General features: G+C 74.8%; 11 protein-coding genes. 7 read left to right on the forward strand and 4 right to left on the reverse strand.

All coding sequences use genetic code 11. The features are described from left to right. Nucleotides 1–53 precede the first annotated feature (53 nt). Both ACZ619_RS13310 and ACZ619_RS13315 read right to left on the reverse strand, forming a co-directional pair. Nucleotides 54–692, reverse strand: coding sequence for an isochorismatase family protein (locus tag ACZ619_RS13310; RefSeq protein ID WP_469597987.1), 639 nt, complete (start codon nt 690–692; stop codon nt 54–56). A 1-nt stretch (nt 693) separates the two neighbouring features. Continuing rightward, nucleotides 694–1,887, reverse strand: a complete 1,194-nt coding sequence (locus ACZ619_RS13315) for a CaiB/BaiF CoA transferase family protein (RefSeq protein ID WP_469597990.1) — start codon at nt 1,885–1,887, stop codon at nt 694–696. Between the two features lie 64 nt (nt 1,888–1,951). Here ACZ619_RS13315 and ACZ619_RS13320 point away from each other — a divergent pair, with 64 nt between their 5' ends. Beyond that, on the forward strand, nt 1,952–3,082 hold the full coding sequence (locus ACZ619_RS13320; RefSeq protein ID WP_469597991.1) for a hydroxymethylglutaryl-CoA lyase: 1,131 nt from the start codon (nt 1,952–1,954) through the stop codon (nt 3,080–3,082). A 9-nt stretch (nt 3,083–3,091) separates the two neighbouring features. Further along, nucleotides 3,092–3,784 carry a hypothetical protein gene (locus ACZ619_RS13325; protein ID WP_469597993.1) on the forward strand — a complete coding sequence of 231 codons (693 nt, stop codon included), beginning with the start codon at nt 3,092–3,094 and terminating at the stop codon, nt 3,782–3,784. Between the two features lie 55 nt (nt 3,785–3,839). Here ACZ619_RS13325 and ACZ619_RS13330 read toward each other — a convergent pair whose 3' ends face one another. Continuing rightward, a complete protein-coding gene (locus ACZ619_RS13330) occupies nt 3,840–4,637 on the reverse strand; it encodes an IclR family transcriptional regulator (RefSeq protein ID WP_469597995.1) in 798 nt (265 codons plus the stop codon). Between the two features lie 257 nt (nt 4,638–4,894). On the opposite strand from ACZ619_RS13330, the gene ACZ619_RS13335 reads away from it, so the two are divergent. From ACZ619_RS13335 to ACZ619_RS13355, 5 genes are all read left to right on the forward strand, one after another. Then, nucleotides 4,895–6,169, forward strand: a complete 1,275-nt coding sequence (locus tag ACZ619_RS13335; RefSeq protein WP_469597998.1) for a flavin reductase — start codon at nt 4,895–4,897, stop codon at nt 6,167–6,169. A 132-nt stretch (nt 6,170–6,301) separates the two neighbouring features. After that, nucleotides 6,302–7,585 (forward strand): acyl-CoA dehydrogenase family protein, encoded by a 1,284-nt coding sequence (locus ACZ619_RS13340; RefSeq protein WP_469598000.1) that lies wholly within the window; start codon nt 6,302–6,304, stop codon nt 7,583–7,585. Next, nucleotides 7,582–9,237 carry an aldehyde dehydrogenase family protein gene (locus ACZ619_RS13345; protein ID WP_469598003.1) on the forward strand — a complete coding sequence of 552 codons (1,656 nt, stop codon included), beginning with the start codon at nt 7,582–7,584 and terminating at the stop codon, nt 9,235–9,237. The genes ACZ619_RS13340 and ACZ619_RS13345 overlap by 4 nt, the downstream gene beginning before the upstream one ends. Beyond that, on the forward strand, nt 9,234–10,418 hold the full coding sequence (locus ACZ619_RS13350) for an FAD-dependent oxidoreductase (protein WP_469598005.1): 1,185 nt from the start codon (nt 9,234–9,236) through the stop codon (nt 10,416–10,418). The genes ACZ619_RS13345 and ACZ619_RS13350 overlap by 4 nt, the downstream gene beginning before the upstream one ends. Nucleotides 10,419–10,453: 35 nt before the next feature. Continuing rightward, nucleotides 10,454–11,911, forward strand: coding sequence for an aldehyde dehydrogenase family protein (locus tag ACZ619_RS13355; RefSeq protein WP_469598008.1), 1,458 nt, complete (start codon nt 10,454–10,456; stop codon nt 11,909–11,911). A gap of 43 nt (nt 11,912–11,954) precedes the next feature. On the opposite strand, the gene ACZ619_RS13360 is transcribed toward ACZ619_RS13355, so the two are convergent. Next, entirely contained in the window at nt 11,955–12,869 is a 915-nt protein-coding gene (locus tag ACZ619_RS13360; protein WP_469598011.1) for an alpha/beta hydrolase family protein, read from the reverse strand. Between the last annotated feature and the right edge of the window lie 173 nt (nt 12,870–13,042).

The raw sequence follows: 13,042 nt of genomic DNA on the forward strand, positions 1-13,042 counted from the left end.
CCCTGGGGCCGCACCGTCACGGAGCGGCCCCAGGGCCGATGACCGGCCCGCGGTCAGGGCAGCGGCGGGGCGAGCCGGGCGAGGGCCTCGGCCAGCCCGATGACGTCGGCGTACTTGGAGTCGAGGTCGAAGAGGTTGGCCTCGTGCGGCGCCGGATCGCGGTCGGCCGAGGCCTCGCGGACCACCTGGGGGCGGAACCCGTACTGGAGGGCGTCCAGCGCGCTGGCCCGGACGCAGCCACTGGTGGAGAACCCGCCGATCACCACGGTGTCCACGCCCCGTTCGGTGAGCAGCCGGTCCAGTCCGGTGCCGAAGAACGCGCTCGGATAGTGCTTGCGCACCACCAGGTCGTCCCCCCGCGGCGGGCAGACGTCGGTGAACCCGGCGTGCGGACCGCCCGCCCGGAAGGCGTCGAGACCCGGCACCTTGCGGTGGAAGTGCGGGGCGTCGGCCGCCGGGTCGCCCGCGTAGTGGACGGCCGTGAACACCACCGGGGCCCCGGCCGCGCGGGCCGCGGCGGCCAGTTCCGCCATCGCCGCGAGCGCGGGCCCGGCGGTGTCGAGGCGGAGCCGGGAGTCCGGCTCGGCGTAGGCACGGACCGCGTCGACCAGCAGCAGCGCCGGGCGCTCGCCCCAGCCGACGCGGCGCCCGAATCCCGCCGCCGCGTAGTCGTCGTCGAGCCGGCCCGCCACGTCAGATCACCCCGTCGGCGGCCAGCCGGGCCCGCTCCCCGGCGGCCAGTCCGAGGACGCCGCCCCAGATCTCGTCGTTGTGGGCGCCCAGCGCGGGGCCGGGCCAGCGCACCTCGCCCGGGGTCTCCGACAGCCGGGGCACCACGTTCTGCATGGGGATCCGGCCGAAGTCGGGGTGCGGCACGCGGACGATGGCCTCGCGCGCGGCGAAGTGCGGGTCGGCCAGCATGTCCTCGGCGGTGTACGTCCGCCCCGCCGGTACGCCCGCCTCGTGCAGGGCCGCCAGCAGCGGCTCCGCCTTCTGCCGCGAGCTCCACTCGGAGACCGCCGCGTCGAGCTCGGCCTGGTGGGCGCCGCGCGCGCCGTGCGTGGCGTACCGCTCGTCCGCGGCCAGGTCCGCGCGGCCCATCACCTCGGTCAGCCGGGCGAACACCGTGTCCTGGTTCGCGGCGATCAGCACGTCGACGCCGTCCGCCGTGGGATAGACGTTGCTGGGAGCCACGTTGGGGAGGACGGCGCCGGTGCGCTCGCGCCGGTACCCGCCGATCTCCCACTCGGGGATCAGCGACTCCATGTACGCCAGCACCGCCTCGTAGAGCGCCGAGTCGACCACCTGGCCGCGGCCGGTCCTGGTGCGGGCGTGCAGGGCCATCACCGCGCCGTAGGCGGCCATCGTGCCCGCCAGCGCGTCGCCCAGGGAGACCCCGGTGCGCGACGGGGGCCGGTCGGGCTCGCCGGTGATGTGCCGGATGCCGCCCATGGCCTCGCCGATGGAACCGAAGCCGGCCCGGGGCGCGTAGGGGCCGCTCTGGCCGTAGCCGGTGACGCGGACCAGGACCAGGCCGGGGTTGGCCTCGGCCAGGGTCGCGTAGTCGAGCCCCCAGCGTTCGAGGGTGCCGGGGCGGAAGTTCTCCACCAGCACATCGGCGGTGGCGATCAACTCCCTTGCCAGGCGCTGGCCTTCGGGGTGGCGCAGGTTGCAGGTCGCGGACTTCTTGTTGCGGGCGACCACCGGCCACCACAGCGAGGTGCCGTACGGGCGCTCGCGCCCCCACTGGCGCATCGGGTCGCCGCCGCCGGGGTCCTCCAGTTTGACGACCTCGGCGCCGTGGTCGCCGAGGAGTTGGCCGCAGAACGGACCGGCGAGCAGGGTGCCGGTCTCCACCACGCGGACGTCGGAGAGGGGTCCAGTCATGAGCCGAGTGTAGATTTGGGAAACGCTGTTCCGCCAGGGGAACCGAGGGGGCAGAATGGCGGCCATGGAGATCAGGTCCGCCGAAGCGGCCGCGCCCGCCGTCGGCATCGTCGAAGTCGCCCCGCGTGACGGGCTCCAGAACGAGTCGGTGGTCCTCGGACCGGCCGAGCGGGCGGAGTTGGTGGCGCGGGCCGTCGCGGCCGGGGCCCGCCGGGTGGAAGCGGTGGCGTTCGTCCGTCCCGGACGTGTTCCGCAGATGGCGGGGGCCGAGGAGGTGATGGCGCTGGTGCCCCGGACGGACGGGGTGCGCTACTCCGGACTCGTCCTCAACCTCCGGGGCCTGGAAAGGGCGTTGGACAGCGGTGTGGACGAGGTCAACTGCGTGGTGGTGGCCTCCGACACGTTCTGCCGGCGCAACCAGGGCGTGGACACCGAGGGCGCCTTCGGGGTCTTCGAGCAGGTCGCCGCCCGCGCCCGCGCGCACCGGGTGACGCCGTCGGTCACCCTCGCCGCGGCCTTCGGCTGTCCCTTCGAGGGAGAGGTCCCCGAGGGCAGGGTCGTGGAGCTGGCGCGGCGGGCCGCACTGGCCGGGGCGGCGGAGATCGTGCTCGCCGACACCATCGGGGTGGCCGCCCCGGACGCCGTCACCCGGCTGCTGCGCGCGGTCGCCGAGGTGGCCCCGGACGCCGTGTTGCGCTGCCACTTCCACAACACCCGCAACACCGGGTACGCCAACGCGGTGGCCGGCGTGCAGGCGGGCGCCGCCTGGCTGGACGCGTCCCTGGGAGGCATCGGCGGCTGCCCGTTCGCTCCCGCGGCGACCGGCAACATCGCCACCGAGGACCTCGTCTACCTGATGGAGCGGATGGGCGTCCGCACGGGTATCGACCTGGAGACCGCGGCCGCCATCGGCCGCTCCCTGGGCAACCGCCTCGCCAAGCCCGTCCCGGCCCTGCTCGGCCGCGCGGGCCCCTTCCCGCCGAGCGCACCGCGAGCCGCCCCCGCCGAACCGTCCCCGCAGGCCGACCCTCTGGCCGCACCACGACCGCCCGCCGACCGGCCCGCGCTGTCTGCCGACCGGCCGCCGCCGCCCGCCGACCTGCCCACGTCATCCGCCGGCCTGCCCGCGTCAGGCGTCGGAGTCGACCGGGCCGGTGTGTCCGGTGTGTCCGGTACGTCCGGTGGGGAGGGGTGAGGGGGAGCCATGGGTGCTCACGCGCACGGCTGGTGGATTCTGCTGCACCTCGTGCTGTTCGTCTTCTGGCTCGGCGGTGACCTCGGGGTCTACGTGTCCAGCCGGTCCGTGCTCGCCTCCGGCATCGGCTTCGAGGCCCGGGCTACCGCCCTGCGCATCATGGGGATCCTCGACCTCGGCCCCAAGATCTGCCTCGTGCTCTTCCTGCCCAGCGGGGTGACCCTGATGGCGCTGGATCCGCACGGCGCCTCCCTGCTCAACCCCTGGACCGCCGGGGCCGCCTGGGCGGGTGCCGCGGTGTGGCTCTGGCTCACGGTCACCGACCACCGGCACCCCGGCCGCCATCCACTCGTCCGCCGCGCCGACTGGACCGTACGGGTGGGGCTGACCCTCGCCCTGCTCGCGGTCGGCGGATACACCCTGTTCGCGGACGAACCCTTCGGGGTCACGACACGGCCGCACTGGCTGGGCGCCAAGGTGATGCTGTACGCGCTGGCGATCGCCTGCGGGCTCGGCATCAGGCTCACCCTGCGCCCGTTCGGCGCCGCCTTCGCCACGCTCGCCCGCGAGGGCTCCACCCCCGCGACGGAGGCCGTGCTGCGCCGCGCGGTCGACGGCTGTGTGCCCTACGTCGTGGGGATCTGGAGCTGTGTGCTCGGCGCGGCCGCGCTGGGCGTGTTCAAACCGGGCGCATCGCTGTGAACGCCCGCACGGGCTCCCGCGGGAGCCCGTGGCGGCAGGCCGGCGCGGCCCTCGCTCAGCCCGTGGCCGTCCCCGAGCCGGGCCGGTGGCCGAACTCCGCCGAGATCCGTTCCGCCGCCGCCATCACCAGCGGAACGCACTCGGCCAGCCGGGACTTGAAGCGGGTCTGCGGCCCGGCCACGCTCAGCGCGGCCACCACATGGCCGTCGTGGCCGAGCACGGGCGCGGCGGCGGAGGCCGACCCCGCCTCCCGCTCACCGGCGGAGGTCGCGTAGCCGCGCCTGCGGATGGCCGTCAGCTCCTTGCGCAGCCTGGCCACGTCGGTGATGGTCCGGTCGGTGAGCGGCTCCAGTTCGTGTCGGCTCAGGTACTCCTCGATCTCGTGCTCCGGCATGAACGCCAGCACCACCTTGGAGGAGCTGCCCGCGTGCAGCGGATAGGGGATGCCGAGGGCGACCTCGATGCGCAACTCCTGCTGCGGGACGACCTGGTCGACGTAGAGCCGGGTGTCACCGCGCCGGATGGACAGCGTCGCCGTCTCGCCGCACTGGGCGGCCAGCCGGCGCAGTTCCGGTGCCGCCATGGTCCGCAGGTCGGTGCGGGCCAGGTAGGCGCGGCCCAGCGAGATGGCCGCGGGACCCAGGGCGTAGCGCCGGGTGACCGGGTCGGTGATGATCAGGTCCCGGTTGCGCAGGGCCGTCAGGATGCGGTGCACCACCGCCTTGGTGATGCCCAGCTCCTGTGCGATCTCGGTGACTCCGAGGTCCGGCCGGCCGCTGCGGCCGAAGAGCAGGAGTACGTCCATGGCCCGCTCGACGGCGGCGATCGACCTGCTGCTGTTCTCCTCGCTCACGCTGTTCCTTCTGCGGTGCGGGGCCGGGTGGGCCAGTCGGGGCGGCTCCTCCGACCGTGTCCCAGCATACGGTCCGGATTTCCCCAAGGGAAACGCGGTCGCCCTGCCGTCACCGTTCGCCATTGACACCGGATGAAGGCCGTCGTTACGCTCATCGTGACACCGTTCCGCTAGAGGAAACAGAAGCCCGATGGTGGTGGCGGTGGACGTCTGCTCGGGACACCGGTACCCACACGAACCCACCGCCGGGAGGCGCCATGCGAGCCGCCGTCGACGAGTCGACATTCCGTCAGGCACTGGCGCGCTGGCCCAGTGGCGTCGCGATCGTCACCACCGACGGACCGCTCGGCCGGCACGGCATGACCGCCAGTTCGTTCTGCAGCCTGAGTCTCGACCCGCCGCTGGTCCTGGTCTGCATGGACCGCCGGATCCGCTCGCACCGGATGATCGAGGAGCACGGCGTCTTCGCGGTCAGCGTCCTCGGCCGGGACCACATCGCCCTGGGACGCCGGTTCGCCGGCATGGAACCGGCGGTCGAGGACCGCTTCGCCGGGGCGTCCTGGGAGGCGCGCGCGACGGGCAGCCCGGTCCTTGAGGACGCGGCGGCCTGGGTCGACTGCACGGTCCGGCACGCCTACCCCGGCGGCGACCACACCATCTTCGTCGGCGAGGTGCTCGACGCCCGGGTGCCCCGCCTGGTCGCCCCCCTGCTGTTCCACTCCCGCGCCTGGGGCCAGGTCGCCGACCCGCTGCCCGACCGGGTAGGGGTCGCCGACATCGGTGCCGCCCGGCAGCTGGCCGCCGGCGGCCCGGACCGCAGCTCCGCCCGGCTGCTGTCCGCCCTGGCCGTGGCCGGCGTCCGGGTGCGGCTGCCCCCGGCACGGTTCTCCGGCGCCCGGCCGGTCGGCGGGGTCCCGCTCGCCGTCTCCGCGCTGGTCGCCGGGGCCGAGGAGGCCGCCGAGGCCCTCGCCGCAGGGGTCACGACGGTCGAGTTCACGGTCGCGGAGTCACCCGGGACGCCCGGCGTGGCGCTCGCCGGCGTGCCCGCCCTCATGGCCGCTGCCTCCGGAGCAGCCACGGTCGTGGGCCGTGTCGACGACGCCCTCGACCCCGCCCGCGCCGCCCGTGTCCTGGACCTGGTGTCCGCGCTGCGCGCCGCGGGATGCGACGAGATCGCCCTCCAGGAGGCACCCGATCCGGACGGAGGCACCTCGCCCGAGCGCAGCTCGCCGCTCCATCTGCGGCTGCTCCTCCAGGACGCGGTCCAACTGGCCGGCGTCGTACCGCTGCGGCTGTGCCTGCGGGACGACCACGGCCTCGGCCTGGTCAACGCGCTCACCGCCATGAAGAGCGGCATCCGCCACTTCGACACCACACTCACCGGCTGCGACGGCACCCTGGACACCGAACGGCTGGTGCTGCTGTGCTCCCGCATGGGGGTGGGCGTACCCGTGGACGGCTCCCAACTCGCCGCCTGCCGGGCGGACATGGCCCGGCTGGTCAGGCGCGGCCCGACCCGCCGCCCCGCCTGAGCGCCGGACCGGTCCCGTGCGTTCCCTTCCCTTCCCTTCCCTTTCCTTTCCTTTCCTTCTTTCCTTCCACTCACCTCTCCAGCCCTCTCCGCCCTTGTCTCCCCACCCACTTCCGCGCCGAGGAGTCGACGCATGACAGCACCGCGCCTGACCGGTGAGCGTCTCATCGACGTCATGACCCCCGAGGAACAGAGCCGGGCCCGCCGGGTCGAATCCGTGCTGCCCACGCTGCGTGCCGCCGCAGCCGAGGCGGACGCCGCCGGGGAGTTCCCGCGCGGCCACGTCGCGCTGCTGAGGGAAGCGGGTCTGCTCGGCCTCGTCGTCCCCGAGGAGTACGGCGGCCTCGGCGGCGGCCTGCGGGACCTGGCCGCCGCCACCTTCGCGATGGGCACCGCCTGCCCCTCCACCGCTCTCGCCTACTTCTTCCACAACACGAGCGCCTCCCGCGGACTGCTGCCGCTGGAGGCGATCGACGCCGGGCTCTTCGAGGACGCCGAGATCCCGGAGGTCACCGCCTTCGCGGAGCGGGTGCTGAAGGTGATGTCCGGCGGCAGCTGGCTCGGCAACTTCGCCAGCGAGTCGGTCAAGACCTCCGGGGCCAACATCTCCATCGCCACCACTGCCCGCCGCACCACCGACGGCTGGCGGCTCGACGGCGAGAAGTCCTTCGGCTGCGCCACCGGCGTCGCCGACCTCTACCTCGTCACCGCCCGCCTCGACGGCGTGGACGGCATGGACGGACTCGCTCTGTTCCTCGTACCGCGCGACGCGCCCGGAGTCTCCTCCCGGCCGCCCTGGAACGGCATCGGCATGCGCGGCAGCGCCAACCACGGCATCCGTCTCGACGGGGTGACCGTCCCCGACGGCGACGCGCTGACCCTGCCCGGCGCCTTCAGCCGGATGCTCCAGGTCAGCCGGGGCAGCTTCGTCGGCAACCAGCTCGCCATCGCCGCCGTCTACACCGGCGCCGCCCAGGCGGTCTACGACCACACCCTGGACCTGCTCACCACCAGGACGTTCGCCGACACCGGCCGGCCCATCGCCTCCAGCCCCATGCACCAGGTGCTCGTCGGCGACATGACCCAGCGGCTGGAGACCGCCTACCTCTGGCTGCGCCGCCAGCTCGAACTGGAGACCTCGCAACCGCCGTTGCGCCCCAAACCCGAGGTGTTCCGGCAGTGGCGCCTGGGCAAGGGCTCCGTCACCGAGGCCTGCTTCGAGGTCGCACTGGGCGCGCTCAAGGCGTGCGGCACCTCCGGGGCGACCCTCGACGGGATCATCGGCCGCACCCTGCGTGACCTCGCCATGGGCCTGGTGATGACGTTCCCCGCGGAGCGCGGACGGCTGGAGGCCGCGAAGACGGTCACCGACGACCGGGCCACCGCACTGTTCGCCACCGTGGAGCGCGGCCGATGACCACACCCTTCCGGCCCGCCCCCGTCGCCGACCTGGTCGACGGCCGGTCCCTGCCCTGCCCGCCGCTGCCGGACGGCCCCCGGCTGGAGAACCCCGCGACCGGCGAGGACCTCGGCCCGGCCCGCGGCAGCACCGGTGCCCGGGTGGAGCAGGCCCTCGCCGCCGCCGACCGGGTGCACCGCTCGGGCGCCTGGGCCGAACTCCCCGACACCGACCGCGCGGACGCCCTCGACGCGGCCGCCGGCGCGGTGGAGGCGCGGGCCGGTCTCATCACCCGCGCCGAGTCCTTCGGCAGCGGCGTCCCGATCGCCCAGACCACCGTGCTCGGCGTCATCCTCGGCGGCGCCTTCCGGCTCGCCGCCGCCCGCCTGCGCGCCTCGGTACTGCACACCACCGTGGCCCGGCCCGACGGCCGCACGGTCACCGTGCGCAGGGCGGCACTCGGCCCCGCCCTGTGCGTCGTACCCGCCAACGCGCCCGCCCCGATGGCCGCGCACAAGGCGGCCTCCGCCCTCGCCGCGGGCTGTCCCGTCCTCCTCAAGGCGCCCGAACTCAACCCCTACGGAAGCCAGTTGCTGGTGGAGAGCGCGGCGGCCGCCCTCGCCGACGCCGGGGCCCCCGCCGCGCTCCTCCAACTCCTGCACGGAGACGGCGCCGTCGGCGCCCGGCTGGTGGGAGACGACCGGGTCCGCGCGGTGTCCTTCACCGGCGGCACCGCGACCGGCCGCGCGGTCGGGGCCGTGTGCGGCGGTTCCCTCAAACCCGCCCAGCTCGAACTCGGCGGCAACAACGCCCTGGTGGTGATGGCCGACGCGGACACCGGCGACGTCGCGCGGATCGCCGCCGAACTGCTCACCACCCTCAACGGCCAGTGGTGCCGCGCCCTGGGCAGACTCGTGGTGCCGGCCGCCCGCCGCACCGAGGTCGTCGAGGCCGTCGGCGCGGCCCTCGCCGCACTGGCCGTCGGCGACCCGTTGTCCCCCGCCACCGGCTACGGCCCGCTGGCCCACTCCCGCTACCGGCACGGCGCCCGCTCGGCGATAGCGGGCCTGACCGCGCTCGGCGCCAAGGAGCACTCCTTCACCGAGGTCCCCGAGAAGGGCAACTGGTTGGCCCCGGTGCTGCTCTCCGGCGTCCCCGAGGAGCACGCCCGCGCGGAGATCTTCGGCCCGGTCGCCACCGTCCACCCGTACGACTCCCTCGACGAGGCGGTGGCCCTGGCCAACGCCACCGGCTACGGTCTGGAGGCCTACGTGGCCGGACGCGACGAGGCGGCGGCACTGGCCGTCGCGGCGCGGATCCGGGCCGGGGAGGTCAAGGTCAACGGCTCCTCGGTGCTCAGCCTGCACCTCGACACACCGCGCCCCGCCTGGGGACTGTCCGGGCTGGTGGACGAGGGCACCGACGAGACCCTGCTGCACTTCACCGGCACCCGCGTCACCGGCGTCGAGGCCGGATTCGCCCTGCACACCACCATCCCGCCCGCCGCCGACCCGCACACGGCCACCGCGGACACGGTCGCCCCGCCCGCCGCCGACCCGCACACGGCTGCCCCGGACACGGTCGCCCCGCCCGCCACCGACCCGCACACGGCCGGTTCCCATCCGGCCGCCCCGCACACCGGTCCCTCCGCCGGCCGGGCGTCCGGATGAGCGCGCCGCCCGTGCTGGTGGCCGGGGCCGGCCCGGTCGGGCTCACCGCCGCCCTGATGCTGGCCCGCGCCGGGGTGCCGGTGACCGTCCTGGAGGCGGGCACCGGACTGTCCGCCGAGTCCCGCGCCTCGACCTTCCACCCGCCGACCCTGGAGATGCTCGCCCGGCTCGGTGTCGCCGACGGTCTGCTCGCCCGCGGTCTGATCGCCCGAACCTTCCAGTACCGCGACCGGCACACCGGGCCCGTCGCCGAACTCGACCTGTCCCTGCTGGCCGGCGACACCCCGTTCCCGTACCGGGTGCAGTGCGAGCAGAGCAAGCTGACCCCGCTCCTGGCCGGGGCGCTGGGCGCGCTGCCCGGTGCCCGGCTGCGGTTCGGCAGCCGGGTCGCGGACGTACGGCAGGACACGGACTCCGTCACGGCCGTCCTCGACGACGGGCACGCCGTGCGCGGCACCTACCTGGTCGCGGCCGACGGCGCCCACTCCGCCGTACGGCGCGCGCTCGGCGTCACCTTCGACGGGCTCACCTACCCCGAGCGCTTCCTCGTCGCCTCCCTGGACGCGGACCTCGCCGCCGACCTGCCCGGTCTGGCGCCGATCGCCTACGTCATGGATCCGGACGAGTGGCTGGTCCTGCTGCGCACCCCGGACCACTGGCGGGTACTGCTGCCCACCGCCCCCGACACCGAGGACACCGCCGAACTGGCCCGACTGGAAACGCGGTTGGCGGCTCTGCGCGCCGACGTGGGGGCACGGACACCCTGGCGGGTCGCGCACGCCAGCCTCTACCGGGTGCACCAGCGGGTCGCGGACGGCTTCAGGAAGGGCCGGGTCCTCCTCGCGGGGGACGCCGCGCACGTCAACAACCCGCTCGGCGGGATGGGCATGAACAGCGGCATCCACGACGCCGTCCTGCTCGGCGGCGCCCTGGCCGCGCTGGCCCTCGGCGAACCCGGCGCCGACACCGCCCTCGACCGGGTCGCCGCCGCCCGCCGGGACTGCGCCCTCGGCTACGTGGGCGCCCACACCCACCGGAACTGGGAGCGGCTGCGCGCCCGCGACCCCGGGACCCGCGCCGCGCTGGAGGCCGAACTCCGGGCCACCGCCGCCGATCCCGTCCGGGCCCGGGACACCCTGCTGCGCAGCTCGATGATCGCCTCGCTGCGCCCCGCCCGCTGAACGGGGAGCGCGCCGACCGCACGGAGGAGGGCCCCGTGGCCGACCCGGAACTGATTGACCGTCACAGCCCGTCCCGGAAGGCCGAGTCGGTCGGCACCGTGGCGGTGGCCGGGCCCGCCGAGGTGCACCGTGCGGTGGCGGCCGCCGGGCCCGCCGCACGGGCGTGGGCGGCCCGCCCGGTCACCGAACGGGCCGCCGCCGTACGGGAGGCGGCCGACGAACTGGACCGGCGCGCACCCGACGCGGCCGTGCTCCTGGCCCGCGAGTCCGGCAAGCCCCTCGCGGACTGCCGGGGCGAACTCGCCTTCTCCGCCGCCGTGCTGCGCTGGTACGCGGACGCCGCCCCCGCCCTGCTCGCCGACACCGAGACCGACGACGCCCTGGGCCGGCTGACGGTACGCCGCCGCCCCTACGGCCCCGTCGCCGCCCTCACCCCGTGGAACGCGCCCGTCGTCCTCACCGTGCTCAAGCTCGCCCCCGCCCTGGTCGCGGGCAACGCCCTGCTGGTCAAGCCCTCACCGCTCGCGCCGCTCGCCCTGGACGGACTGCTGCGGGCCTGGGCGGGACGCTTTCCGCCCGGACTGCTGCACGTGCTGCACGGCCACGAGGCGACCGCCGCCGAACTGGTCGGGCACCCGGGCGTGTACAAGGTGGCGTTCACCGGCGGCGCCCGGGCCGGCCGGGCCGTCGGCGCCCTGGCAGCGGCGGCGCTCACCCCGACCACCATGGAACTGGGCGGCAACGACCCGGCGGTCCTGCTCGACGACGCCGAACTCACCGACGAGGCCCTGGACCGGCTGGTGATGGCCTGCCTGGCCACGGCCGGACAGGTCTGCATGGCGGTCAAGCGCGTCTACGTGCCCCGGCACGCGTACGCGCCGTTCACGGCCGCGTTCGCCGCCGCGGCCGAGCGCGTGGTCCGGCTCGGCGACCCGCTGCGGCCCGGGGTGACGGTCGGCCCCGTGATCACCGCGGAGGCCGCCGCACGGCTGCGCGCACTGCTGACGGACGCGGCAGGGCGTGGCGCGTCCGCCGTCCCGCTCGGCACGGTGTGCCCCGACACCGACCTGGCCGCCGGCCACTTCGTACGCCCGGTGCTGCTGACCGGAGTGGCCGACGACGCGCCCGTGGTGGGCGAGGAGCAGTTCGGCCCCCTGGTGCCGGTGCTGCCCTACGACCGCGAGGACGACGTCGTGGACCGGGTCAACGCCGGCGAGCTGGGCCTGGGCGCGTCCGTGTGGAGCGCCGACGAGGAGCGGGCGTTCGCCTTCGCCGCCCGTCTCGACGCCGGGTTCTGCTTCGTCAACACCCACAACCGCACCGGGATGTCCCTGCGGGCACCCTTCGGCGGGGTCAAGCGAAGCGGCCACGGCCGGGAGTACGGGCCGCAGGGGCTGGAGGAGTACACCCAGCCGTGTGTGACGCACGCCCCCGGCCCGTTCCGCCGCGGGGGCGGGGGCATGGCCCCGGGCGCGTACCCGGTGCCGGGCTGAGCGGTCCGCCCGGCCCCGGGCACGCGCGGTGGCCGGGAGCCGCTCAGGGCGCGCCGGTGACGGTCACGGCCGGGTCGGCGGCGTCGCCGGTGTTCCAGACGTAGTCGGCGGCGGCGCTGTCGCCGAGCGCGGCGCGCAGGAAGGCGCCCGCCCAGCGCGCCGAGACCGCGATGCTCTCGCTCTGGGTGAGGGTCTGCGTGCTGGTCTCGGCCTCGGCCGGTGACGGGCTCTGCACGTCGGTGATGCCGTAGTGGTTGGCGCCGGCCACGCGCACGATCTGACGCGGGGTGTCGAGCAGGTGCGCGTAGCTCTGCTCGGCGTCGGCCGGGGGAGCGATGCCGTCGGCCGTGCCCTGCACCAGCTGGACGGGGATCTGGTTGTCGATGTCGGCGAAGATGCCGAGGAACCCGTTGTTGGTGCCGTAGAACGAGGCCGCCTTGACCTGGCTGGGCAGGCTGAAGCTCAGCGTCGGACAGAAGACGAGGCTGCACTTGTCCTCGGCCGCTGCGAGGCCCGCCGCGCCGCCGAAGGAGTGCCCCAGCAGGACCAGCTTCCCGCTGTCGATCCGCTTGTACAGCGGGGAGGCGGAGTCGTACTTCTCGTCCTTCATCCAGTCGACCGTGGCGGTGATCTGGTCCTCGGCCGCGTAGCGCTCGTACTCGAAGAGAACCAGGCGGTAGTGGTTGGGCACCACGACGACGAAGCCCTGTGCGGCGAGGGCCGACGCGTACTGGGAGTAGAAGGAGCGGTCGACCTTGGCGCCCTGGAGCAGCAGCGCCACCGGAAGCTTCGTGCCGGTGCCGGAGGGGTGGTACACGTCCGCCTGGTCGTCGCCCACGGTGGTCTGGTACGAGGCGACGGCGGTGGCCGCGGACGCGGGTGCCGTGACCGGCTGGGCGAGCAGCGCGAACAGGACGGCGAGCAGGGCCGCCAGTGGGGCGCGGGGCGTTCTGAGCATTGAACTGCGCGGCGTTCCATGGGGTGTTCTGCGGAATCTCACGGGCTCTCCGATGCGGGGAAGGGAAGTACGCATGTTCCCGTACAGGAAACAGAGTTCCACTCAGGGGGACAGGTAGGCCAGGGGTGGGATCGGTCGCGGTGAAACATTTGGGTTACGCGGTGCGGCACTTG

The sequence above is a fragment of the Streptomyces sp. NPDC104367 genome, from assembly GCF_055583825.1.